23 protein-coding genes are annotated in these 24194 nt (G+C 52.5%); 11 read left to right on the top strand and 12 right to left on the bottom strand.

Features of this window, described 5'->3' with window-relative positions:
• Positions 1 to 770: 770 nt before the first annotated feature.
• From trxA to AAGJ81_05720, 4 genes are all read right to left on the bottom strand, one after another.
• Positions 771 to 1091: a thioredoxin gene (gene trxA, locus AAGJ81_05705; protein MEM0965624.1), complete on the bottom strand. Its 321-nt coding sequence runs from the start codon at positions 1089 to 1091 to the stop codon at positions 771 to 773.
• 11 nt (positions 1092 to 1102) lie between these two features.
• Complete coding sequence (locus AAGJ81_05710; GenBank protein ID MEM0965625.1) at positions 1103 to 1666, bottom strand: hypothetical protein; 564 nt, start codon at positions 1664 to 1666, stop codon at positions 1103 to 1105.
• Between the two features lie 152 nt (positions 1667 to 1818).
• Positions 1819 to 2055, bottom strand: coding sequence for a hypothetical protein (locus AAGJ81_05715; GenBank protein MEM0965626.1), 237 nt, complete (start codon positions 2053 to 2055; stop codon positions 1819 to 1821).
• A gap of 57 nt (positions 2056 to 2112) precedes the next feature.
• Positions 2113 to 2865 (bottom strand): segregation/condensation protein A, encoded by a 753-nt coding sequence (locus AAGJ81_05720; protein MEM0965627.1) that lies wholly within the window; start codon positions 2863 to 2865, stop codon positions 2113 to 2115.
• 161 nt (positions 2866 to 3026) lie between these two features.
• Between AAGJ81_05720 and AAGJ81_05725 the strand changes: the two genes are divergently transcribed.
• Entirely contained in the window at positions 3027 to 3713 is a 687-nt protein-coding gene (locus AAGJ81_05725; protein MEM0965628.1) for a hypothetical protein, read from the top strand.
• A 14-nt stretch (positions 3714 to 3727) separates the two neighbouring features.
• On the opposite strand, the gene AAGJ81_05730 is transcribed toward AAGJ81_05725, so the two are convergent.
• On the bottom strand, positions 3728 to 5644 hold the full coding sequence (locus AAGJ81_05730) for an amidophosphoribosyltransferase (GenBank protein ID MEM0965629.1): 1917 nt from the start codon (positions 5642 to 5644) through the stop codon (positions 3728 to 3730).
• Positions 5645 to 5927: 283 nt separating this feature from the next.
• On the opposite strand from AAGJ81_05730, the gene rpsO reads away from it, so the two are divergent.
• From rpsO to AAGJ81_05755, 5 genes are all read left to right on the top strand, one after another.
• Positions 5928 to 6197, top strand: a complete 270-nt coding sequence (gene rpsO, locus AAGJ81_05735; GenBank protein ID MEM0965630.1) for a 30S ribosomal protein S15 — start codon at positions 5928 to 5930, stop codon at positions 6195 to 6197.
• A gap of 121 nt (positions 6198 to 6318) precedes the next feature.
• Positions 6319 to 8460 (top strand): polyribonucleotide nucleotidyltransferase, encoded by a 2142-nt coding sequence (locus tag AAGJ81_05740; GenBank protein ID MEM0965631.1) that lies wholly within the window; start codon positions 6319 to 6321, stop codon positions 8458 to 8460.
• Positions 8461 to 8718: 258 nt separating this feature from the next.
• Positions 8719 to 10638 (top strand): extracellular solute-binding protein, encoded by a 1920-nt coding sequence (locus AAGJ81_05745; GenBank protein ID MEM0965632.1) that lies wholly within the window; start codon positions 8719 to 8721, stop codon positions 10636 to 10638.
• A gap of 1 nt (position 10639) precedes the next feature.
• Positions 10640 to 11233 (top strand): Holliday junction branch migration protein RuvA, encoded by a 594-nt coding sequence (gene ruvA / locus AAGJ81_05750; GenBank protein ID MEM0965633.1) that lies wholly within the window; start codon positions 10640 to 10642, stop codon positions 11231 to 11233.
• 53 nt (positions 11234 to 11286) lie between these two features.
• A complete protein-coding gene (locus AAGJ81_05755) occupies positions 11287 to 11847 on the top strand; it encodes a hypothetical protein (GenBank protein ID MEM0965634.1) in 561 nt (186 codons plus the stop codon).
• 30 nt (positions 11848 to 11877) lie between these two features.
• On the opposite strand, the gene AAGJ81_05760 is transcribed toward AAGJ81_05755, so the two are convergent.
• From AAGJ81_05760 to AAGJ81_05775, 4 genes are all read right to left on the bottom strand, one after another.
• Positions 11878 to 12552: a DUF2062 domain-containing protein gene (locus AAGJ81_05760; GenBank protein ID MEM0965635.1), complete on the bottom strand. Its 675-nt coding sequence runs from the start codon at positions 12550 to 12552 to the stop codon at positions 11878 to 11880.
• Positions 12553 to 12560: 8 nt separating this feature from the next.
• Positions 12561 to 13781 carry a glycerate kinase gene (locus tag AAGJ81_05765; GenBank protein ID MEM0965636.1) on the bottom strand — a complete coding sequence of 407 codons (1221 nt, stop codon included), beginning with the start codon at positions 13779 to 13781 and terminating at the stop codon, positions 12561 to 12563.
• A gap of 8 nt (positions 13782 to 13789) precedes the next feature.
• Positions 13790 to 15550 carry an Rne/Rng family ribonuclease gene (locus tag AAGJ81_05770; GenBank protein MEM0965637.1) on the bottom strand — a complete coding sequence of 587 codons (1761 nt, stop codon included), beginning with the start codon at positions 15548 to 15550 and terminating at the stop codon, positions 13790 to 13792.
• A 90-nt stretch (positions 15551 to 15640) separates the two neighbouring features.
• A complete protein-coding gene (locus tag AAGJ81_05775; GenBank protein ID MEM0965638.1) occupies positions 15641 to 16882 on the bottom strand; it encodes an FtsW/RodA/SpoVE family cell cycle protein in 1242 nt (413 codons plus the stop codon).
• A 40-nt stretch (positions 16883 to 16922) separates the two neighbouring features.
• Here AAGJ81_05775 and AAGJ81_05780 point away from each other — a divergent pair, with 40 nt between their 5' ends.
• The 4 genes from AAGJ81_05780 (at position 16923) to AAGJ81_05795 (ending at position 19130) form a co-directional block, all read left to right on the top strand.
• Positions 16923 to 17810 (top strand): LOG family protein, encoded by an 888-nt coding sequence (locus AAGJ81_05780; GenBank protein ID MEM0965639.1) that lies wholly within the window; start codon positions 16923 to 16925, stop codon positions 17808 to 17810.
• 147 nt (positions 17811 to 17957) lie between these two features.
• Positions 17958 to 18152, top strand: a complete 195-nt coding sequence (locus tag AAGJ81_05785; protein ID MEM0965640.1) for a hypothetical protein — start codon at positions 17958 to 17960, stop codon at positions 18150 to 18152.
• A gap of 118 nt (positions 18153 to 18270) precedes the next feature.
• Positions 18271 to 18684 (top strand): hypothetical protein, encoded by a 414-nt coding sequence (locus AAGJ81_05790; GenBank protein MEM0965641.1) that lies wholly within the window; start codon positions 18271 to 18273, stop codon positions 18682 to 18684.
• Complete coding sequence (locus AAGJ81_05795; protein MEM0965642.1) at positions 18681 to 19130, top strand: transcriptional repressor; 450 nt, start codon at positions 18681 to 18683, stop codon at positions 19128 to 19130. Before AAGJ81_05790 ends, AAGJ81_05795 begins: the two co-directional genes overlap by 4 nt.
• A 75-nt stretch (positions 19131 to 19205) precedes the next feature.
• Here AAGJ81_05795 and hisG read toward each other — a convergent pair whose 3' ends face one another.
• On the bottom strand, positions 19206 to 20090 hold the full coding sequence (gene hisG, locus AAGJ81_05800; GenBank protein MEM0965643.1) for an ATP phosphoribosyltransferase: 885 nt from the start codon (positions 20088 to 20090) through the stop codon (positions 19206 to 19208).
• A gap of 136 nt (positions 20091 to 20226) precedes the next feature.
• Here hisG and AAGJ81_05805 point away from each other — a divergent pair, with 136 nt between their 5' ends.
• Positions 20227 to 20958, top strand: a complete 732-nt coding sequence (locus tag AAGJ81_05805) for a response regulator transcription factor (protein MEM0965644.1) — start codon at positions 20227 to 20229, stop codon at positions 20956 to 20958.
• A gap of 458 nt (positions 20959 to 21416) precedes the next feature.
• Here AAGJ81_05805 and AAGJ81_05810 read toward each other — a convergent pair whose 3' ends face one another.
• On the bottom strand, positions 21417 to 22961 hold the full coding sequence (locus tag AAGJ81_05810) for a hypothetical protein (GenBank protein ID MEM0965645.1): 1545 nt from the start codon (positions 22959 to 22961) through the stop codon (positions 21417 to 21419).
• A 130-nt stretch (positions 22962 to 23091) separates the two neighbouring features.
• On the bottom strand, positions 23092 to 24180 hold the full coding sequence (locus tag AAGJ81_05815) for a 5'-3' exonuclease H3TH domain-containing protein (GenBank protein ID MEM0965646.1): 1089 nt from the start codon (positions 24178 to 24180) through the stop codon (positions 23092 to 23094).
• Positions 24181 to 24194 lie beyond the last annotated feature (14 nt).

Raw genomic sequence — 24194 nt, forward strand, 5'->3', positions numbered from 1 at the left:
GAAGAGCTACGGCAAGAACGCGAAGATTCAGCACGGCGTATGTATTCTAGTATGGCTAGAAATGGAGACTTTGAAAGAAGACTACTGCACTGGGAAACGCCAAACGAGAGAGCGACAGTAGAGGTCGTATCGTCCAATAAGTGTCCGGTTCAGCCTGATTATTTCTACTCGGGGGAGTGGATGATTAGATTCGGCCACCGCCCAGATCTAAGCACGGGCCCGCCCTTTATAACTCAATTGATCACCCTACCTTCAGCCGGACAAAAAGTAAGGATCGAGGTGAATCTTCTACCAATCCAAGGTTCTGATAAATCGGATAATTCTGGGTTTTTCCGGCTTAGTTTAACGGATCCAGATCTCCTTTACTATTCTAGGGATGGAGAGCCTGCTCCGAAATTTCCTTTTAGATCAAAAAGATTATCGGTAAACGGAGAGTGGAAAAAAATAGTGTGGGAGGTGGAAGAAAACTTCATCGAAAATCGGGACGTGAAGGTTGGGATCATGGGCGACCACAGTCACACCTATTACATCGACTATGTCAGTGTAACCCCTTTGGACGGGGGTTAAGAACTAAAGACGCACCTTCATCCGGTAAACATCACTCGCGCCGCATCCTTTCGAGAGTCCTTGCCCGGAAATTTCACGGCCAAACGACCCCCAAGTTCAGATCAAGAGACCTTGTCTCTGTGGCAGAAACGGATCAGCCTCGTTTTGGCTCCGGAGGGCTTCTTCTCGGGACCGCGTCCTCCTAGAAGAACAAGTTCGTCTGTTTACGAAAGCCGCTTCTTCAGGTCGTCCTTGGAAGTGAGACCGACAACTTGGTCGACCTTGTTTCCGTCTTTATCGAAAAAGAGAAGGGTGGGAATTGCCCGCACCCCGTGCTTCTGCGCGATTTCTTGGTTGTCATCTACATTCACCTTGAAGACCGCAGCTTCTTCTCCCAGCTCGGTAGCCACCTCCTCGAGGATCGGTGTAAGAGCTTTACAAGGTCCACACCATGGAGCCCAAAAATCTACGACGGCAGGTTTCCCGGCGCCACCAATGGAAGCGTCAAAGTCTGCGCTGGTAAGTTCTGTGATGTTTTCTGCCATAAATGTAATCCTTAAAGGACAGTAAAAAAGTCATTGAGAATTAAGTAGCCTACGGCAAGAGCCCCCACACACGCCAAGATGTCGAGTGCTAATGCCACCGAGCTCACACCGGAATGCCTTTTCTTCCCTGTGTCAACTGACACTGCCGCACCACCTTGAGTCGGCTGAGACTTAACACGAGCTGCACCAGGCTGCACAACGTGCGGTTTGGGTGGAGGAGTTTTCACCGGAGGCTTGGGTGGCATTGGTCTTACCGGTGCCGGGGCGGGAGAAGCGTTCTCAACCGTTTTTTCCTCAACTGGCTCGGGCTTCGATGGAATCTTTGGCGTGAGTTTCGGCTTCTCTGTCTTCGGTGCCAACTTGGGTAGGCCATCTGAAGCCACAGGCTCCGGATCTCCTTCAGCATCTCCAGCGTCCGATTTGGCCGGTAGGGGCGCAGGAGGCTTCTTGGCTTTGAGGTCACCAAGATTGGGGAGCGCCGAACCAGGCTTTTTCGGGGGGAGCTTAGGGGTAAGAGCGGGTGCTTTCACCGCTGGTTTAGGAGTTTCTTCGGTAGTTTTTTCGTCGTCCGCCATAGTTTGGGGTGGGTTCTCGTTGGAATCTTCCGTCTCCTTTGAGCGGGTCATACGAATAGACGCGCCCGGGGACTTGGATGCTTTCAGGGGTATTCCGCTTCCAGCGGAACTGGCTTCTAAATCAGATTCTTGGGCCATTAAAAAAATTGAAGTTAGAAAGGCGTATTGCGCTCAAGCAGCTCTGACAATTCCTTTTTGTCTGTTTCTTCGAGTGCTTTTCCTTTCCGCGAGAGGTCTTCAAACGTTTTTACCAGAGTCTCGGTCATGCGGCCATGAGTCTCCTCCGACCCTCCAACAATGGAGAACTTTTCAGCACGAGTCACTCGGCGGTGACCATCGTCGTTATCGAGACCTACTCCAAATAGGTGCGCTTTGCGTTCCTGTTCCACCCCGCAACTATCGGTCCATTCCAAGAATTTTCAAGGAGTTTCCCCAATACCGTAGGCTCACGGTTCAACAGCGCTGCAGGCGATATCGCTAAAGGCGACATCCTGTTCTACTTTCAATTGGCCCACTCTTGCCAACTCAAGGACAGCAAGAAAAGTTGCCGCGAGCGTATTCAATGAATAGCTCCCAACAAAAAGATCGCTGAAGGCAAACTTCCTACGGGTTTTTAACTGATCGATGATATACTCCATCCGTTCGGCAACGGTAATAGGGTCGTCCTCAATCTCGCCGACAACGATTCGATCCGCGAGCCTCCGAAGCACGCTGTTGAATGCATTCCATACCTCGATCTCGTCACTGGATTTCAGCGGAATGATCTCCTCTGGATCCCTCTGACCCACTTCTCGGGGAAGCCTGTTCGTATTCGCCTCAATCAGATCTTCAATCTGCGCCGATACTTCTTTGAATGCCCGATATTCGATCAATTGCTGCACCAGCTCCCAGCGTGGATCCTCTCCCTCTTCCTCAACGAGGTCCTCACTGTCCCGTTTTTCCTTGGGAAGGAGGAAACGGCTTTTGATATACATGAGTGTAGAAGCCATCACGAAAAACTCTCCGGCTACTTCCAGATCCAGCTCCTCCATGTTTTTCAAAATCCCCAGATACTGTTGGGTCACCTCCTGGATCGGGATGTCGTAGATATTGATTTCGTTTCGCCTGATCAGGAACAGTAGAAGATCCAAAGGCCCCTCAAATACAGGCAACCTCACCGCGGGATCGTCGGCAGACAATAGCTGGTCGTCGGTCAACACTTTAAAGAACTACGAGTTGTTTTTGATCGAAGGGTAGGTTTTCCATCTTCCCAAAGGAAAAACGAATCCCGGTGAGTAAGCCAACGCATTTCTGATACTCCCAAAGGCTCAATTGCCTTCTTGCTTCCCCAAGCCAGTCCACTCATCCTCACCCATCGACCATGGCGAATCGCTCCGACATCATTGCAGTCCCCCGGCTCTCGGGCACCGGCGGCTCTCTCGCAAACGAAGATTTGTCGGTGATTCGGGCTTCATTGGTCGAGGCCCAGCCACAGTCTTTGGTTCAACATTGGTCGAAAACGCCCGAACGGGGGTTTCAGCGAGGAGATGCCTGTGCTGCCTGGTGCCCCGAATTCCTCCACATTTTTGCCAGGCTTGAAGACGAAGACATCATCATGGCAGGTAACCTGACCGCCGGGGCTGCACTCGTTGTTGCTGATATTTTTCAGTTTTTCGTGCAGAGGGAGGGTGTGGGTGACTACCTCGAGTGGCATGTGACGCCTGACAACAGAAATCAGGTTCTCTCTTGGACTCCTTCCCGTTTTTCAGCGTTCCGTGAGGGTGGAATATCTATCGACGAGATTCTTTTAGCTGAAACCTCAGGCTTCTCTTCGCAGGCATGGATTGACGAAAGTGAAGCAGTTTGGAGTGCCTATCTTGCGATTCCAGTCCGTCTCTTGGTTCCCAATGCGGCCAAACTCAGGGAAGGACTAGAACTGTGCGGATCGTTCTGTCGGTTCGATTCCGCTCCAGACTCAAACTCCCCCGTCATTTCTTCGAATAGCCTATTTCCCAGTGGACCTCATCTCCACGAAAGTAGGCATTGGAGCCACTTCCGGCTGGTGTAAGATCACTTCAGTTATCAGTAACTTCTCCCCGTTCTCGCTTCGTAAAAGTTGAGATAGGCTTGGTTAAGCGCCCTGTAGCCTCCTGGTGTTGGGAACTTTCCTGTAAAATACCAATCCCCGCCGTTGTTGGGAAGTGCTTTGTGAAGGGCTTGGATACTCTGGAAAACGATTTGAACCTCACCGTTCCAATCCGGGGTGATCGGCGTAACCAATTCGGAGATCTTGCGCGACAACTTCTCCGCTGAGAAACAATCATAGAGGGTCGACACGTGATTTTTCATCTCTTCAGGATTTTTGTCCCTCTGCTCAAGACACGCGTGATAGACCTCTTCCAGCATTCCATTACGCCCTTCCTCCTTGAGCAACTCAACCATAGCCTGAAAAGCAATGAAGTTTCCAAGCTCTGACATATCGATCCCGTAGCAATCCGGGTAGCGAATCTGCGGAGCAGTGGAAACGATAATGATCCGGGAGGGGTGAAGGCGGGAGAGAATCTTGATAATCGAGCGTCTGAGAGTAGTTCCCCGAACGATCGAGTCGTCGAGACAAACCAAAGTCTCCCCGGGGCTCACCGACCCGTAGCTGATATCGTAGACGTGAGAAACCATCTCGCCACGACCCTTTTCCTGACTGATGAACGTCCTCAGTTTTATGTCTTTGTTCGCGACTTTCTCCGACCTTGGCCAGTTGGCCATGATGAGCTCATCGAGCGAACTCTCATCCAGCGTGCCCTCTTTCATCCGTTTAAGGATCGCAGCCTTCACCTCGTCCCGGCGATGCCGCCGCAGACCCTGCATCATCCCATAGTAGGCAACTTCGGAAGTATTGGGAATATAGCTGAAGACTGTTTTTTCTAAATCCCCTTCGATCAAGTCCAAGACCTTTGGCACGAGAGCCGCTCCGAGTTTTTTTCGCTCCTCGTAAATCTCGAAATCATTTCCGCGCGAGAAGTAAATCCGCTCAAACGAGCACGAGGAACGCGATTTTTGCTCCCGTATCCGCTCCACTGAGTGGACCCCGTCAAACTTTACCACCTCAATCGAACCCGGCTCCACCTCACGCACCCCGTCCGCGTCAGTCTGGAAGACAGTCATCAACGGCGCCCTCTCAGAGGCATAAGCAATCACCTCATCATTGACCAACGCATAGAGAGGCCGGATGCCCCATGGATCCCTAAGCACAAAGAGATCCCCGTTTCCAATTAACCCAGAAATTGAGTATCCTCCGTCCCATTCGTGACTCGCATCCCGAAGGACCCGTGCCGGATCGAGGGAGCGGGAAATCTTGTCACTGTTTTCCAGTCCACCGAGACCTTCGTCGTCGCGGAAGTGACGATACAATCGATTGTGTTCCTCATCAAGGTGGTAACCGACCTCCTCGAGGATGGTCTGTGTATCTGTGTTGAAGACCGGATGCTGACCCCGCGAAACAAGACGTTCGTTGAGATCAGTCGTATTCGTCATGTTGAAATTTCCTGCCAAGAGCAGGTTGCGCATCGGCCAGTTGCTTTTGCGAAAGTAGGGGTGACACACTTTCTGGCTGTATCCACCAGAGGTGCCGTAACGGAGGTGCCCCAGCAAAAGTTCTGCCCCAAAGTTGAATCCATTTTTGACGCTGCCGGGAATCTCCGGATGAATCTCGCCCGACTTTACACGACTGTCGTACTCCTTCATCAACCCTCTAAAGATTCGGTCAAGCGAGTTGGACTTCACACTTCGCTCCCGATACACATACGGAGATCCTGCGGGCATGTCCAACTTCACCGCTCCGACCCCCGCGCCATCCTGACCACGATTGTGCTGCTTCTCCATGAGAAGAAAAAGCCGATAAAATCCCCACAGCGGAGTGCCATATTTCTCGCCGTAGTATTCCAGGGGCTTCCGAAGCCGCACGACCGCCAGGCCGCACTCATGCTGAATCGCATCACTCACCGGAGAAGACCCTTCCGTTTGTCCTTATACGCATTCCCTTCAGAAAAACCGCGAGGTTCACGAATTCTCATTGGTGAAGCAATTCATTTTGACTTCCGACTTTTGTGCTTGCCCCGAACGCTCTCCACTCACTTACTCCCCACCAGCGTTAGGGGCCAGTTGGAGACAGCCAGCCCCCTCGGCTTTCCCTCATTGCAATAGGGATTCAACGGCACTTACGGCGCCGCGCTGTGGTGCGGGGTTTCCTCCGAAACTCCCAAAGTCGTGAAAATCACTAAAATCTATGTCCGAAACATCCATCGATAAAGAAAAGATCATCTCAGAGTATAAGACCCACGACGGCGACACCGGTTCAGCCGAGGTGCAGATTGCGTTGCTTACGGCACGCGTCTCTCATCTCACCGAACACCTTCGCGCACACCGCAAGGATTTCCATTCTCGCCGTGGCCTGCTAAAGATGACCGCCCGCCGCCGTAAACTGCTCGACTACGTGAAACGTCACGATCTCGACAAATACAACGAGCTGCTGCAGCGCCTGAACATCCGTCGCTAGCCGACCCAAAGGTTTCAGGCAAAACCGTGTCTTCCCCGGATGCGTGAGAAGTGGGAAGACCAGATGCACGACTGAAGAGCGGTCGTGCGCCCCCCACCCTCTTACAAGCAACGAAAAAGATATGGAACAAAAGCATACTGTCCGAGTTGAAGAACTTGGGCTCGAAATCGGAACCGGAAGTCTTGCCAACCTGGCAAACGGTTCAGTCACCCTTACCCTCGGCGAGACTACTCTATTTGCGAGTGCCTGCGCTGCTAAATCGCTCCGCCCCGGACAGGATTTTTTCCCTCTTACGGTCGACTACCGTGAGAAGTTTGCCGCTGCCGGACGCTTCCCAGGAGGATACTTCAAGCGGGAAGCGCGTCCAACCGAGAAGGAAATCCTGACGTCCAGACTCTGCGACCGTCCTCTGAGGCCGCTCTTTCCGAAGGGCTTTATGAACGAGGTTCAGGTAATCGGAATGGCCCTCTCGATCGACGGAATCCACGAGCCAGACATCCTCATGGTCAACGCTGCATCGGCCGCTCTGATGGTGTCGGATATTCCTTGGAATGGCCCTGTTGGTTGTGTTCGAGTGGCAGAAATCGATGGAGAATTCGTCGCCAACCCGACTCAGGATCAGATGTTCGACTCGACCTTGGACCTCATTTACGTGGGGAACGAAAAAGAGATGATGATGATCGAGGGAAGCGCTGACTTCATCTCCAAGGAACGCTTTCAAGAAGCACTCCGTTTCGGTCAGGAAAAGATCCAACCAATCGTAGCCGCACAGAAGGAACTCGCTGCGAAAGTTACCAAGGCGAAGAGTGAGTTTGAACTCTACGTTCCTAGACCGGAAATCCTGGCCCTTTGTCGGGAGCTCTCTGGCAGCAAGCTGGAAGAGGCCATCTTCATCGCGGACAAACAGTCCCGAGGTGAGGCAGTAGGCAAGATCAAGGAGGAAGTCTCAGAAGCCGTAAAAGAAAAGGTCGGCGAGGAAGACTTCGATCCGGATCAGATCTCCCTCTCTTTCGAAGTGCTTCAGGAAGAAGTCTACCGCTCGAACATTTTAGAGAAGGGCAAGCGAGCCGACGGTCGCGCTCCGGGTGACCTTCGCGAAATTTCAGCCACTACTGGCGTTTTGCCGAAGGTGCATGGCACGTCCATCTTCAATCGTGGAGAGACCCAGGCACTCGTCTACGCAACTCTTGGTACCAGCAAGGACACCCAAGAGCTAGACGCCCTCACCGGCGGCGCCAGTGCGAAGTCCTTTTACCTTCATTACAATTTCCCTCCTTATTCGGTAGGAGAAACTGGTAGGTTTGGTTTCACCGGTCGGCGCGAGATTGGACATGGCGCACTCGCTGAACGCTCCCTTCTTCCCATTATTCCCACCGAAGAAGAGTTCCCCTATGCAATCCGAGTGGTTTCGGAGATTATGGGATCGAACGGATCGACTTCCATGGCCAGTATCTGTGGCGGCTGTCTTGCGCTGATGGATGCAGGTGTGCCGATAACAGGGATGGTTGCAGGTATCTCCGCGGGACTCGTCACCGACATGGACGAAAGCGGTGCGATCAAGAGCCACAAAGTCCTCACTGATATTATCGGTGCAGAAGATCACTTTGGAGATATGGACTTCAAGATCGCCGGAACAAAGGACGGTATCACCGGTTTCCAGCTGGACCTGAAGATTCAAGGCCTGCCTTTCGACATTGCTGATGAAGCCATTGAGGCTGCGACCGAAGCGCGTTTGAAGATCCTCGACAAAATGGCTGAGGCGATGCCTGCGCCGCGTTCGGAGATCAATCCGAACGCTCCGCGAATCCATTCGATGAAGATCGATCCGGATAAAATCGGCGCCTTGATCGGTCCGGGCGGAAAGAACATCCGTCGGATTCAAGAGCTCACCGGTGCCGACATCGACATCAACGAAGACAACAGCGGACGCCTCCTCGTCTTCGCCCAAGGCGCAGATACTCTGAAGCGCGCGATTGAAGAAATCGATCTCTGCACGGCCGAGATCGAAGTCGGACGCATCTACAAAGGAATCGTGCGTGGAGTGAAAGACTTTGGTGCTTTCGTTGAATGCCTGCCCGGAAAGGAAGGCCTCTGCCACATTTCCGAACTCGCTGATTTCCGGGTCGCGAAGACGGAAGACGTAGCCAAACTCGGCGATGAACTGGTCGTGAAGTGCATTGGCATCGACGACAAAGGCCGGGTCAAGCTCAGCCGCAAAGCGGCCATGGCCGAAGCCGAAGGCGGCGACGAAGACGAGTCCTAAGCCCTCCTCGCAAGGATCTCATTTTGCAGAGCCCGGCGAACTTTCGCCGGGCTTTTTTATGATCATTGAAGATAGCTGGAGGGACGCCGGCCTCGGCGTCCGCTGTTTCGTCCAGAAGGAAAAAGCGGACATCGGAGCCTGCCCGCCGAAGCCTCGGCGAAGGAGGAGACGATGTCCCTTCATGGATACCGGTTTTCTCCCAAAATCCGATCCGATCCGATTTGCACCCAGTCTAAAATTCGCCAGCCTTCTACAGTCATGGATCATTCCTCTCATCCGTTTACCAAACCAATCGGCCTACTTCTCCTCACGATGTCAGCGTTTCTTCTGTCCGCTTGCGCCCCTGCTTCGGACAGTGAGAACGAGGCCGCTGTAGCCGAAGACGTGGTCTCACCCGAAGAATACTACGCCGCGAATCCCGAGTTTTTCCGCTTTTCCACACTCGAGGAACTACCCTCCGACCTGAATTGGCAGGATGGAATGGATCAGCCAGTGTTTTCATCTCCCGATGCCATTCGTGGAGGAACGCTACGTGCCTTTATGCTCAATTTCCCACCAACCGTTCGGCTGGTGGGTCCCGACGCCAACCACTCCATGCGGAGCGTCTTTTTGGACGATAATTCTGTCAGACTCACAACCCGCCACCCTGTAACTGGAAAGTTCTTCGCGGCTCTGGCCGAAGAATGGGCAGAGTCCGATGACAAGCAAACCGTCTATTATCGCCTCCGGCCGGAAGCGACTTTTTCTGACGGGGAACCGGTCACTACCGACGACTACTTCTATCTTTTTTACTTCATGCAGTCTCCCTACATCAGAGACTTGTGGTACAACAACTGGTACACGGAACAGTTTGATGGGATCACCCGATACGACGATCGGACCTTTGCAATTCATCTTTCCGGTCCGAAGCCGGAGCCACTCCAAGTGATCGATCTCAAACCCGTTCCAGCGCACTTTCACGGAACGATGGGTCCCGACTGGGTAACAACCAACCAATGGAGGTTTGAACCTACTACAGGACCCTACGAGCTGAGACCGGAGAACAGACGCCAGCGGTCGATCCGAATGACGCGGGTCGAGAACTGGTGGGCTGACGACCACAAGTTTTACCGCAACCGTTATAACCCAACCGCGAAACTCTACGAAGTAGTTCCGGACTTCAACCTTGCCTATGAACGATTCAAGAAAGGCGACTTTGACCTATTTGGTTTGTCTCTACCTGAGTTCTGGTATGAGCGTTCCGAAGGAGTTCCTGAGTTCGAAAGAGGCCTCATTCGAAAGGCCGTCTTTTACAACGATATTCCTCAACCGAGCGTTGGGCTATGGATCAACTCAGCCAAACCTCTTCTAAGTGACCTTAACATCCGAAAGGGAATTCAGCATGCGACCAACTATGATCGCGTCATCAACCGACATTTTCGGGGTGACTTCTCTCGACTCAACACGAGTGCCGATGGATTCGGGGAGTTTACCCATCCGGAACTCCGTGCCCGTGAGTTCTCACCAGAGAAGGCCCGCCAATACTTTGCGGAAGCGGGGTTCACTGAACAAGGACCCGACGGCATCCTTCGAAACAGTGAAGGCCAAAGACTTGGTTTCAGCCTTCTCGTCTCAGAAGGTCCACGTGTCGACGTCGCTCAAATTCTCAAAGAAGAAGCCAGAAAAGCAGGCCTTGATCTCACGATATTGGCCCTAGAGCCTACTTCAGCATTTAAGCAGGTACTCGAAAAACAGCACGATATTGTTTTGAGCGGATGGAACAGCACACTTCCCTATCCTCGCTACTGGGAGGGATTTCACTCCTCCAACGCGAATGTTCCTCAAACCAACAACATCTCCAACACGGCGATTCCAGAAATGGACGTCTTAATCGATCAATATCGTGAATCTACTAACCTTGAAGAGAAAATCGCCCTTGCCCATCGCCTGGAAGAGTTTGTTCATGAGGACGCTGCTTTCGTTCCAGGAACAAAGGTTCCCTTTTACAGAGTGGCCTTCTGGGCATGGATTCGCTTTCCGGAACACTTCGATGTTCGCCTGAGCGAGTCCGCTGGACACCACGGCCTTTTCTGGATCGATCCAGAATTAAAAGAGGAGATTTTGGACGAACGGAGAGGCAACTCGCAGCGGCCCAACGACATTCTAGTGTTCGACGAATGGAAAGACCCAGAGATCTGAAATGATCGTTTATCTCGAAGGAGAACTGCTCCACTCCACTCCGTTACACGCGGTCATTCTTGCCAACGGCGTTGGCTACGGAGTTCACATTCCCTTGCGGGTCTCAGAGGGTCTTCCGGCGAAAGGCGGATCGGTAAAGCTACACATCCGTCAGGTTTTCCGCGAGGACTCTGCCGATCTTTTCGGTTTCTTCGATGCAACGGAGCGGGATTTCTTCGACCTCCTTACCAAGGTTTCCGGGATTGGACCCAAAACTGCGCTCACGCTGTTGAGCCGCGTTCCTGCAGAATCACTCGCCTCAGGAATCGCTTCCAGCGATACGATAATGCTTTCGCAATGCCCGGGCATTGGGAAAAAGACCGCCGAACGAATCGTTGTCGAACTTCGGGATAAAGTCCCCTCCTTCGGTATTCCATCGAGTCCTGCTGGAGTCCCCGAAGATACAAACGGCCAGGCAATGATCGAGGAAGCCGCCGCTGCTCTGGTCACTCTCGGTTTCAAACCAGTCGATGCGAAGAAAGCCGTGGAGCGGAGCCTGAGAACAGTCGGCGACAGTCCGACTACTGAGAAATTGGTCAAGCTTTCCTTGCGATAGACGCGGAAAGACGAAGAGGAGTGCCCTCTGCTCCTTGACTGCCTCGTACGGGAATGAGCGACTCGTTCACGCAATCATCTTTGTCCGATTGCACTGGGATCGTTCTTGTCAGCCCCATCGTAGCGTTTTTATTCTACTTTTCGATGCGAGTCGCTTTCCCAGTAGCCTTTTTCCTGCTTCCCTTTGTTCTCATCGCTGACGACGATTGGTTGACCGAGCTACCCATCTTCGATGTCGAGTACTATTCGGAGGCACATCCCGACCTACAACGCGCTTTCCGCGGGGACGAACGGGAACTCAAGAAACACTGGTTGCGTTTTGGAATCGAAGAAGGCCGTTCCAGCTCACCCGTGATGGACGTGAAATGGTATGTCGCAATGAATCCGGATCTTCAGAGAGCTTTCGGACCACGGAACTATCGGGACTCTTTGAAACATTGGATCGATAACGGGTTGCCCGAGGGGAGAGCCGCACATCCCCAGTTCGACCCCCGCTGGTACATCCAGTCGAATCCGGATGTAGCTGCTGCCTTCGGAGCGCGAAACTACGAGCGAGCTGTGCGCCACTATCTATTCGATGGGCGTAAGGAAGGACGACTGGGTGCGTTGCCCTAATAACGAATTTGGCAAGTAGAGTCGCAACCTTCAGTTCTTTTTCGCCCGATCACTCTTTAGGGCTTCGCCAGCTACTTTCGTGTAGGGTGGTTTGTAACGCTCAATGACAATCTTGTAAATCCAGCAGGAGATAAACCCGGCCACCAGCCCAACGAGGAGCCCACCTAGAAAGGTGCCGCCGACCAACCTTCCAACAATATCGGTCACGACGCTGGACCCGGTCTCACGGGTGCGTTCGATGATGAAGCCAAAGGTCTCTTTAAAATTAAGACCCTTGTTCGACGCTTCTGCAATTAACTCGCCGTAACGCACCGGCGATTCGCCAAAAAAAATCCTCAGGAAAAAGTTCCCAACCAGAAAATTAAAGTACCAAAGAGGAAGAACTGTGACAGGATTGGATACGAGTTGCAGAGCCACCATAATCATCAGGTTTGCTCGAAACGAGAGAGCCAGCAGAAACGCGAGGAGGATCTGAAGTCCATAGAGAGGGACAAGCGTCAAGACCCAGCCGACATAAAACGCCGGATACACTTCGCTCCTTCGAAACGACCACAAGTAAGCCTTTTTTCGAGCGGTGTTCGCAAACCAACTCAACACAGGGTAACGGTGAAGGGTCGCGCGACGAGGAAGAGGTCGTAGAAGACGTTTGACCCGTCGAATTCGGGAAAACCGTTCTTCGCGAAGTCTCTTCTCCTCTTCGTTCATTCGACTCTTTACCGTGTCGTCCAGTCACGAACAACCTCTTCCAGTCGGCCTTTCGCCCTCTCAAACGCTTCCGATAGACTCCATTCAGGATTGGAAAGTTGGTAACAGGAACAATCACCCAGCTCGTCTGACAAAGCGTCTGCGATTCCGTCCTCAATAATCCCGGCAATCACAACCGAACGAAGATCGGATCGTGCAGCGGACCGCAGGAGGGCTACCGGGCCTTTACCACTCAGCGAACCCTTATCCAGTTTACCCTCGCCAGTAAAGAGCCAGTCCGCCGCCTCAAGCTTCGCGGGCAATCCCATCCACTCGGAAACCAAGGAAAATCCCGGCACAATCCTTGTCTGCGTCAGGGCAGAAAGGCCAAAAGCAATACCACCGGCGGCCCCCATTCCCGGAGAGGAAGGATCAGGAGAGAGCCTGGAGCTACTAGCGAGAAGCAATGCCAATCGCTCTACCGCCGACTCCATCTCAGCAACAGCCTTTAGGCCCTTCTGCGGTCCGAAAACGTGGGTCGCACCTGCCTCTCCAAGTAGTGGACTCTCTACATCCGAAGCGATCAACACCGGCGGGAGAGACTGGGCCGAAGAGAATTCAATCGCATCAATCTCAGAGAATTGGGCCGGAGTGATTCCAAACGATTTCCGCAGAAGAGGGTTGATCTCTCGATCCGCATCACCCAAATCCTCTGGTCGAGGGGTAAACCCTCTCCTACTCGTAAACTCAACCCCCAATGCTTCCAAAACTCCTGCCCCACAGTCGTTGGTCGCACTTCCTCCGACTCCAAGAAGAATCAGATCCGCCCCGTCGTCTGCTGCGATGCGAATGAGCTCACCCGTACCGTAAGTGCTCGTCTTCCAAGGATCTCGTTCGGACGGATCGAGCAGCAACAAACCACTGGCTGAAGCCATTTCGACAACCGCAATCCGCTTCCCGTCTTCGAGACCGACCAGACCGCGGGCAGTCTCGGTGAGATCCGAGGAGTCGACCCAGCCAATCGGAGCCGACAGCGGACGGCCAAGAGGATCTACGATCTCGTGCCACTCAAGGTATCCACCAGCTCCTTCCGTAAGTATGGAGCAAAAGCCTTCGCCTCCGTCAGTCAGAGGTGCCTCATCAATCACCGCTTCCGGCAAGGCTGACCGTAACGTAGCGGATGTCACAGTGCAGGCCTCCCCCGCAGTCATGGCACCTTTGAATTTGTCGAAGGCAAGGAGGATTCTCATGACTCCCTCTAGTGCAGCTCCCGTCCTGTCTTTCCATCGAGAATCTTGAAATTCTCAACGTGATAGGACGGATCTGCACGGAACGAAAGGTTCACATTATAACTACGCTCCAATTCAATCAGATGCGCCTCGTCCTCAGCCCGAAGCCTCTCCAGATTCACCGGATGAAGAAGAATCCGCAGGAAGAGAGGATCCTCGACTGAATTTGAGGCTCGAGCATGCCGCGAAACGCTCACGAGCCTTCTTTGAATTTCTACGCTGATCGTGCGAGCAGACTTTACAATACCACGACCGTTGCAGTAGGGGCACGAAGTGTAGATTCCGCTGGAATGACTTTCCTTGTGGCGCTGGCGACTCATCTGAAGAAGCCCTAGTTGAGAGATGGGAAGGACATGGCTCTTCGCCGCGTCACGGGCCATCTCTTGCCTCATCTTCTGGTAAACGGCGTTGCGATCCCGCTTTTGCTTCATGTCAATAAAGTCGATCACAATCAGGCCACCAATGTTCCTCAGGCGGATTTGGCGCGCCACCTCTGCGGCCGCTTCGAGGTTTGCCCGAACGATGAAGTCTTTCCCGTCCTTTGAACCACCCTTGTGACCTCCAGTGTTCACATCGACGGAGACCATGGCCTCCGTTTCCTCGATCACAATTTCTCCACCACTGGGAAGCGGCACCTTCCGCATAAAGGTCTGCTCGATTTGGCGTTCTACATTGAACCGCTCGAAGATCGGAATGTTCTCCTTGAAAATCGCAATCTTTGCTTTCGAACGACTGGAGATCTGACCCACTAAATCCAACATCCGGGAGTGGTCGTCAGGATTGTCAATGATCACCCGATCAATGTCCTCCGTCAAAAAGTCACGCACCGTTCTTTCCACCAAATCAGGCTCCCGATAGAGACAAACCGGCTTATTCGAAGAGTTCATCTTCTCTTGGATCTCCTCCCACTTCTTCAGCAGTAAGTGGAGGTCGCGAACGAAGTAACGATCCTTCTTTCCTTCCCCGGCCGTTCGGATAATCACCCCCATACCTTCTGGGATGGTAAGGTCACGCAGGATTCGCTTCAGGCGTCCGCGCTCCTCCTTATCCGCTATTTTTCGTGAGATTCCACATTGCCCGGAAAAAGGCATAAGAACAATGAAACGGCCCGGAAGAGCGATGTTAGTCGTAGTGCGCGGTCCCTTGCTTCCTATCGTTGCTTTGGTGATCTGGACAACGATATCAGAGCCGACCGGATACTTCTTGGGTATATCTTTAACGGTGATCTTTTCGCCGGCTTTGTCGTTGTTCTTCGTATTCTTATTGTCACGGACGATCTCAATCGAATTGTCGTTCGCCGCCGGAAGAATATCCCAATAGTGAAGGAAAGCATTCTTGGGCTCGCCGATGTCAACGAAGGCCGCCTTCAAACCCGGCTCAAGGTTCTGAATCTTACCTTTGTAGATCGTTCCGACCATCCGATCGTCCCCCTGACGCTCGACTTCAAATTTCTCGAGCACCCCGTTTCGCAAAAGGGCTACCCGCGTCTCGAGCGGTTCGGAATTGATGACCAACTCTGCAAAGTCCTTCTTTTCCTTGCGTAAAGCCCGGACAATCCGGGTAACCATTGGTTGTTTCTTTGAACGCTTGTCGGCGTCTCCCTTCAGCTTTTCCTCCGGTATGACCTCGATAGGCTTTTCTACCGGAGGCTTTTCCAACTCATCCAGATGGGTTGTATCTTCCTTGTTCTCGGCTGCTGGTGAGGTTGGGGATTCTGGTGATGATTCCATGATGTTTTCCTTTTTTTGGGTGTGTTGTCATGGAGAACCCTTTCCGGCTGTCTTGTCCGCAAGCTTCTGGATATGGTGCCAGTCGTCTCATCATGAAAAATCCTTTCGGAATCGATAGACGGACTGGATCAGTCCCTGGAGAACGCAACAGCTCAAAAGAAATGAGCCTCCGTAAGTCATGAACGGAAGCGGTAAGCCTGTGACCGGCGTTAAGCCCATGGTCATGCCAACATTGATGAAGACATGAACCAGTAGAAGGACGCTAACCCCGACAGCGAGTAACATTCCAAAGCGGTCGCGGGACAAACCCGCAATTCGGAACCCGTTTAGAATGATTACTGCATAAAGCACAAGCGCCACCGCGCTTCCTGTAAAACCAATTTCCTCCGCAAGAACCGCGAAGATAAAATCATTGTGGGCTACCGCCGGCGGCAGGTAGCCGAGAAGGGCCTGGGTTCCTTCTCCCAATCCCTTGCCAAAAACACCTCCTGAACCAATTGAAATCTTCGATTGCTTCACATTCCAGCTGTCTCCGATGCCACGCGGATCCACCAGATCCGGGACAACGAAAGACAAAATTCGGTCTCTCTGGTAGTCGTGTAGCGGCAAAAGGGAAAGATCTTCATAGTCGGGCCGCTCGGCAACGGCCGCCACATCCGGGTCGGCCCCGTAGGTGTGTTGGTAATACCGATAAGAGTCGAAGGCTACTATCGCGAGAAGGAGGGCAAAGATTCCAAAAGAAACGTAAAAGAAACGATCCGACAGGTTGGACACGTAAAGAAGCCCGAAAACCAAAGGAGGAAAAACGAGAGTCGAGCCAAGATCCGGCTGGAGAAAAATCAAGCCCATGGGAATCGCGGCGACTGCGGCGACCTTGAGAAGAACATTCAGCGAATCCTTGAAACCACCAACCCGTGATCGCGCCAACACGCTGGCGATCATGACAATTACTGCGATTTTCGCCAGCTCAGAGGGCTGCAAATTCAAGAGACCCAAGTCGATCCAACGTCGGGAACCATAGATCTCTACCCCCAAAGGAGTCTCTACAAGCAAGAGGAGTACAATGCTACCGGCGTAAATCCAATGGGCTTTCTCCAGAAGGATCTTGTAATTCACGAGTGAAACGAAAGCATACACGCCAATACCAAGAATGATCCAAACGATCTGCATTCTCCAAAGCGCACCGCCGGTATACGCTTGGGCCGAATGGATAAAACACACACCGGCGATCGCAAGGAGCAGCATGGCGGCGGGTGTCCACCAGTCGAAACGCCGATCAGACGGGGCACCCTCCCACTCTGAATGGCGGGTTGTTGTACTTTCGCTTACCACAAAAACAATAAAGCACTAAAGTAGTACAGGAAAAAGACGGATGAACAAGGAAGAAGAATTCGCGAACCCGGAAACCCCAAGCCCCAAACCGGAAAAAGCATACAACAATCACAGTTTTATCGCCAGCAGGTTTGCTCGGCCGATTCGAGTGCTTTGCGAGTTAACCGAGCCGGGTTATCGCCTCAGCAACGAAAATGTTCACAACTCGATCGTCTTTTTTGGATCCGCCCGGAATCCAGCTCCTGAACGAGCTGAGGAACTTCTGGAAGAGATGGAAGCAACCCATGGCGGTCCTTCATTGTCCAAGGAGGCGATGGATCAGCTGACTGCCCGCAAGAAACAGATTGAACGAGCAGCAAAATACTATCACTTGGCAAGGGAATTATCTGAACGCCTCACCCGCTGGTCTCTCGAGCAAAAAGATCCTCATCGTCAGTTTCACATTTGCTCCGGCGGCGGCCCAGGAATTATGGAAGCAGCCAACCGGGGAGCGCGGGAGGCCGGAGGCAAATCCATCGCTTTGGGGATTAGTCTTCCGTTCGAGCAAAAACTGAATCCCTACTGCGATGAAGAACTTAGTTTTGATTTCCATTACTTCTTCCTCCGAAAGTACTGGTTCCTCTACCACGCAAAGGCCCTTGTCGTATTTCCCGGCGGATTCGGCACTTTCGACGAGCTTTTCGAAATGCTCACTCTTGTCCAGACAAGGAAGACCTCCAAGCGAATCGAAATCCTCCTCATCGGAAGAGAGTTTTGGGAGAACACCATGAATTTTTCCAGTCTCGTTGAGTGGGGTACCATTTTACCTGAAGACATTAGTCTTTTCCGAATCCTCGACTCGCTGGACGAAGCCTTCGAAATCCTCATCCACCCCTTTGAGAGTGGCCGGTTCGCCCCCTCAGATGATGCCGGACTCGTCGAAGATTGAGACCCAATCGCTTCTGAGACTTTTTTGCGACTGACTATCATTCACAAGTGCTGAATCGTCGTCTGCAGCACTTGCGGAAAACTTCGAACAGGCCCACTGTGTATCCTGATTTATAATACAAGACACAGTCACACCCAAGGAGTAATCATGAGCACAACCAAAACCGAGACCAAGACCTGTGCGGCTTGCAAGTACTGGAATGCCAAGAAGGAAAACGAAGGCGAATGCCGCGTTCGCGCTCCCCAGACGATGGTATTTCGTGTTGACGAGGAAACCCAGTTTGAAACCAGGTTCCCAGTCACCCGTTCCGAAGACTGGTGCGGAGAATTCCAAGAGCGGTAAAGCACGGTCTTTTCAACGCCGTTGGCGTAAACACCCCTTCCGACGTGGGAGGGGTGTTTTTTTGCTACCATCCTGCTTTACCATTGCGATTCGTTCTCAGATCTGAAATTCTCAGAAAATGTCAATCAAGCCACTTGAGTCGTCGAACTGCCCGGCTCTACCACGGCAAATCATCACACCGCTTTGCCAACCTTTCTCCCGCCAAGCCAATCAAATACTGGATCTTTATGAAATGACTCGGGTGCCGGCACGCCACCCTGGCCATTGCCTCCGCTGTTTTTACGATCTTCTCTCCGCGGCCTCTCCGCAGAAAAAAAAGGCCTTGGCACCTCTTCGTGAGTGGATTGAAGAGAACCTCGAAATCGCGATCAGCGGATGCGGCGGGTACGACAATGGGAGCTTGCCCATTCGTCTTGAAGAGCCCGATTTGGAGAGCTTCTGCGAGTCTGCCATGGCCCGTGCGCGGGACGACTCATTGTCTTCCGCAGGAAATGTGCTCTTTGAGATTAGGTATAAGCTGGAGGCGGCGTGACCGAAGGCGATCCGTCGCCCTCAGAGAACGAAGCCATAAGCGAAGCATGGTCCTCACACCTACGGGCTCAAGGCCAGCGTTTGACGACTCCCCGGCGTGTCGTGCTTCAAGCGTCACAGCGTGTTTCCTCTCCATTTAGCGCCGAGGACCTGCTGGATGAGGCACGCAAGATTGACGGGTTGATCTCCCTCCCCACGATTTATCGCAACCTCCCACTCCTCATAGGAGCAGGGATTCTCCGAAAAATCGTTCGGGACGATCCCACACAACTCTACGCGAACGATCCGCCAGGCTCTGTCGAGATGAAGTTAGTCTGCCGGAAGACTAAAGAAGAGAAAGTCATTCACGACGACTGCCTTCGTTTACGAATGCTCCTGCTAGCCCGCCAAAACAACTTTCGGGTCGAGAGGATCGAGGTGAGGATCGAAGGCGTCGCGGAACCGTAACTAGAACGTCGAGGAAGATCAGAATTACGAGTGACCATCCTCTCCATCCATGGCTATCCATGCCAAACTTCTCTCTCAATAAACCACCTTATTCAGCGGATACTCGATAATGCCCTCAGCGCCTTTGGCTTTGAGTTGAGGGATGATCTCACGGACCACCTTCTCATCCATAATCGTCTCTACGGCGACCCAATCTTCAGCCGTAAGAGGAGAAATAGTAGGCTCGCGTAGCGAAGGCAACAGATCCAGTAGGTCGTCCAACTTTTCACGCGGAACGTTCAGCTTCAGCCCGACTTTATTCTGAGCCTCCAGTGCCGAGGTGAGGAGAAGCGCAATATCCTCAATCTTCTTTCGCTTGATCGGATCCTCCCAAGCCTCCTTATTCGCGATCAACTTTGTGTTTGTGTAAAGAATTGTTTCAACAATTCGAAGCTTGTTCGCCCGAAGCGAACTACCCGTCTCGGTGAGGTCGACTATCGCATCGACGAGATCAGGGACTTTGACCTCGGTAGCTCCCCAGGAGAATTCGATTTCGGCTGATACACCGTATTTCTCCAAGAACCGCCTCGTCATTCCCACGACCTCAGTAGCGACACGTTTTCCCTCCAAGTCCTTTACTTCCCGGATATCGGAGTCCTCGGGAACGGCCAGGACCCATCGCGACCTCGCAGTGGAGGCCTTGCTGTAAATCAGGTCACAAACTTCCACGACCTGCGAATCGTTTTCCTCAACCCAGTCGAGACCTGTTAAACCGCAATCGAAGAATCCGTGCTCCACATACCGACTAACCTCCTGCGCTCGAACAAAACTCGCTTCCAGCTCGGGGTCGTCAATCAACGGCCGATAGGACCGGGAGCTCACTTGAATCCGGAATCCCGCCATCCCAAAAAGACGGATAGTCGCGTCTTGCAGACTACCCTTCGGGAGGCCTAAGTTCAGAATTGGAGGATACTCGCTCATTCACCCAGCATATGACTAAGCAGGCAGGTTCAAGAGAAAATGCGTATTGTTATTGTAAAAAACCAGCAGAGGAGTTACACCGCTTGCTAGGCAAGAGCCTAGTTCAGCCACCATCACAAAGGTCTCTCCTCTCTCTATGGATACCACTTCCAAGCCCCTGATTCTTATTGTAGAAGACGACGAAGCCATCGCCACTGTCACTGCCGAGCACCTTTCGGAAGCCGGGATGCATGGGCAGATTTTTGACCGAGTGAATCGCGCTGAGGAGTATCTCAGCAAAAATCACGTGAATCTTGTCCTCTTGGACATCTCTTTACCCGACGGGAGTGGTTTCGAGTTACTAGAGTATATCCAAAAAAGCCAGACCAAGGTCCCCGTAATTTTTTTAACGGGTGAGAATTCAGAGTCTGCAAAGGTTAAAGGACTGGATGTTGGTGCGGACGATTACATTACGAAACCCTTTAGTGCCGGGGAACTCATCGCGCGCATCCGCTCAGTACTGCGGCGAACCGATTCCCGCAATGACATGAACCTGACTCCTAACTTAACCGTTGCCGACGGACCGTTTGAATTTTTAGGCGCAACCGTGAATGGCGCGCGGATGGAAATCGGTTTCTCTGACGGTTCTGTAGAGACTTTGGGTCGGAAAGAACTTGGGATTCTCGCTCATCTGGTAGGTAACCAGGGGAAAGTCATCCCTCGAAAGAGTTTGATTCATGCGGTCTGGGGTCCACACGCAAATCTGAAAAGTCGATCCCTAGACCAATATGTGGTCAAAGTTCGGGATCTCTTTAAGCGGCACAACTGTGACGACGCCGCCTTCCGCACCGTTCACGGTGTCGGCTTTATCTACGATCCGGGAGAGTAAGGTTTTATTCGAAGACAAAAAATAACTGAAGGAATTAGCAAATGGCGGCTTGGCTGGAGTGTTCTATTTCGAGCTCTTGCCTTCTATCTCGTCTTAGTTGTTCTATCGTTCCTGCTCATTCCCACGAAAGCTCTTCTAGAATTTAGTGTTTCTTGGCCTTCGTGGGCTCGGTTTTTAGCGATTTCTGCCAGCTTGGCTTTTGCAGTTTATTTGCTTCCGCTAATTTTTTATTGGACTGCTCGAATAACTGGCGATCTTCAAGGGTCGGACAAAGATCACTTTGCTAGAATCGAGTTCCTCGAAAGAGAAAAGAATGAATTCGGAGAGAAAGACCCTTGGGAGAAAGAAAACACGCCGCAGGTCGAGCAAGGCGGATCAGGTCAACCCGATTACAATCCAGAAAATCCTAAAAATCAGCTGGACTAGGAAACCAACCGGCGGGTTGCCTGTCCTCTCCGTTAACGCCGACGCTGAAGGGCGAGTCCGACTACCGAAAGACCGACGAGAAGCACTGCCGAACCGGGCTCCGGAATTACGCTAACAGGGTCTCCGAATCCCACCACCCATTCATCAATGTCATAGTCGGTGCCATTAAGGTTGAACTGAACACTGTTGACCAATGGCCCGGTTCCCAAGCGGTCAGAGAACGGAATACTGTAGGCTCCGTTTGCTGAGGCATCGTAAATGACATCCGCCCACTGGTTGTAGTTATCCGGATCCGACTGGATCTGGTCAAAGGCCAAAAGGGGATCCAGTTTCCACCAGTCTTCGCTCGGCAAGGTATTCAAGGGACTCCCATCTACCACCATTACGTTCCCGAGAAAACCCATTAGAATCGCCGTGGTGATCTCACCGATCGCCGTTCGCGTAAGAGTGAGGTTATCCAAGGCCACACCCTCCGGAAAACTATCCGTCAAATTGTTCGCAGGATTCTGCACAAAAGCAGCCCAGTCCGTCCAGCCTTGGCCGTAAGTGACGTCGTCTGCAAGAGCAGCCGGAACAGCCGTCTGACCGTAGATGATCTGATCCACGGCGGATTGATCCGTTCCTGAAATCGTGATGTCGGCATTCGCGTAGGTAGCACCTGAGGTCGTCACGCCCGTTGCATTGTCTTTCACTTCGGTCGTAATCTCACCCGTCAATTCGATGGTGTTGTCGGACTGGACCACCGAGGTCAGTGTAAAGGTAAAGTTGTAGTTCGTTCCCGTCGTCGAAGTGGCTCCATTCGTCTGAAACGCATTGCTGTTCTGAATGGTATTGGTGACTCCGGAGGCGTGGACCGAGGCTAGGTAATTCGAGAAGCTCGGATAGGGAGGGTTGCTCGCATAGGTCGATGGCCCGACGTAGCGGCGAAGCGTTCCCCCGGTAGAGACCGAATTCGATGAGGATAGTGCGGCCAGTCGGTTTGCAATTTGCACAGTTGATTGGGAAAATCCCGTACTTTGCACTGGTGTAGTGCCACTCATGTAGCCCTGCGAGAAGCTACGGATACTCATCGGAGCAGTAAAGTAATTGATGTTGGTCAAATTTCCCTGATCACCTAAACCACCTGTTCGTGTGAGTTCGAAGTTCTGATAAGTGACATCAGCCCCCGGAGCCCCACTGAAAAACGAAGGAGACGCCTGCAAGTTGGAAAAGCCGGAGCCGTAACTGACGAAAACCGCCACGCTGCTCACTGAGTTCACGGTGAAACGATTCCCCGTCACCTCCGAAAGGCGGATGGAAGAACTTAAATGGTTCGTCAGGGTAGACCCGCCCGAGTTGTACGTGCCGAAAGTGATCGGTGTGCTGGAGCCGCCCGTTGGCGTGTACGTGACGTCGAACGGAGTCGCACTTCCCCCGTTATCAAAAGTGATCCAGACATCGCTCGCGTCGAAAGCTGAAGACTGATCTTCAAAGACCAAATCGAGCTGAGCGGATAGTCTCACCGAGCCAAGGGCCAGACCCAAAACCCCAACAAAGAGAATCTGCAGGCTTGATCTTGTAACGTAAGAGAGGGTCATCCGTGCGGAATCCCACTTCAAATCACCCAGTTGGTCAAGACTCTCCGGCGGTGACTGCGACAGGGACGGCTGCTTAAGCTGCCGATCTTACGGTTCGCAATACACTACTCATCGTTGGTAAATCGAGGACTCAGCCTCCATATCGTTTCTCCACCTCCGAAGCGGTCGCTTTCATTTCCATCTCCTCGAGAAACGCGCGCAGCTCTGAAGTCTGTGGTGAAACTGCTTCGAGAGAAACACTGTGCCCTCGGTCCAACCGCGTCAGCTCCTGATTACGCAGTAGATTCTCTCTTTCCTCACTCACCTTCGTTTGAAAACGCGGCGGTTTGAGCCGACCCGAGTTTTGAATGATTGCCTCTATGGTCCCGTAAGAGCGCAGCCAGTTCGAGGCCGTCTTCGGTCCTACCCCGGAAAGACCCGGAATGTTATCGGAAGTATCCCCGACCAACGCGAGGTAATCCGCAATCTGGTCCGGACGAACGCCAAACTTTTCCTGCACCCCTGATTCATCGAGGGTGCGCCAGCCCAATCGCGGGTTTGCCGTGGGTGGGGGCAAAAGTTGCGTAACCGGGCCACCAATACATTGGGCCATATCCTTATCCGCACTAACGATCACCGCTTCTCCCCCGCTCTCTCCAATCAACTTTGCCGCGGAAGCAATTAGATCATCCGCTTCAACCCCACTCTGTTCGACTACCCGGATTCCCATCAGCTCAGTCACCTTCCGAATCTCAGGAATTTGTTTCCGGAGCTCGTCCGGCATCTCCGAACGGTTGGCCTTGTAGTCAGGTAACAACTCCTCCCGCTTCCGATCGCCATCAAGGTCAAAAAAGGCAATGATCCGGGCGTCGGGATACATGTCGTTCAATCGCCAAACCGTCTTTACCCAACCATGGAGAGCATTCGTGGGAAAACCATCGGATCGAGTCAGTTCTGGAACTGCATAAAAACTGCGAAAGGTCAGGTTATATCCATCGAGAAGAAGGGTTTGAGCCATCATCGAAGGATGGAGGAGAACCAAAAGAAAGCGCGAGACCGAAAAAACACTGGAGGGAGATCGGCCTCCCCGGCCTGAGGCTGCCGAACGGCGATGTCCGCGGACCGGCTTAACCGGGTTTCGGGTTTCAGAAGGACAAAAAGCGCGAATGTGGAACTTTAAATCGTAACTCTGGAGGGACATCGTCTCGATGTCCGGGAGCCGACTGGATGGAACAGACATCGAGGACGATGTCC

Source organism: Verrucomicrobiota bacterium, from assembly GCA_038744685.1.
Taxonomy (GTDB): Bacteria; Verrucomicrobiota; Verrucomicrobiia; order Opitutales; family Puniceicoccaceae; genus Puniceicoccus.